Below are 633 nucleotides of genomic sequence, written 5' to 3'. Positions count from 1 at the left end.
CGGTTCGATGTGGTAGACGCCCGCCGCATAGAGCAGCACCCGCCGGGCCGTGTCGGCCCGGCTCAGGTCCAGCTCCCGCGCCAGGGCGTCCAGCCGCTCCATGTCCTCGGCGCTGACCCGCACCGTCAGCACCTTGCTGCGCGACTGCGGCAGGCGCTCGTCCCAGCGGTTCCTGTGGTTGTAGATCGTCCGGCGGCTGACCCCGTATTTCTTCGCCAACTCCGTCACCGGCACCTTCGCGTCGAGCTCACCCCGGAGAGCTTGCTTCTGGGCGTTCGTCAGGCGGCTGAACTTGCGTCTCGGCATGTGTGAAGTATCCAACTTGGAGGCTGTGAAGTATCCAAGTTATATTTCCTGCTATTAACACACATCCGAAAACAGCCTTCACAGATCAGGGGAAACCCAAGCCGTCTCGAAGCCCGCTGAGTGGGTCTGTAGAGCAACGATCAGGAGGGCAGGGGCAACGATGCCGCCTTGGCGATGACGCCAGAGGATCGAACAGCGGTGGGCCCACAGAGCCCCGCAGAAGCCTCCTAGAGCCCTGTCTCGGGTTCTCAGGTGGATTTCCCTGTCCAGAGGCTGAGAGGCCTCTGTGGGGCGCTAAAGCGCCTCTCAGTGCCTTTCTTGTTTTCT

At 62.2% G+C, this 633-nt stretch carries 1 protein-coding gene; it reads right to left on the bottom strand.

Features of this window, described 5'->3' with window-relative positions; translation table 11 throughout:
• Nucleotides 1-306 (bottom strand): helix-turn-helix domain-containing protein (locus tag CK240_RS17760; protein ID WP_135058948.1); only part of this gene is annotated, 306 nt, incomplete at its 3' end.
• Between the last annotated feature and the right edge of the window lie 327 nt (nt 307-633).

It is taken from the genome of Paracoccus salipaludis (genome assembly GCF_002287065.1).
GTDB lineage: Bacteria > Pseudomonadota > Alphaproteobacteria > Rhodobacterales > Rhodobacteraceae > Paracoccus > Paracoccus salipaludis.
This window is presented reverse-complemented; position numbering and strand designations above follow the sequence as displayed.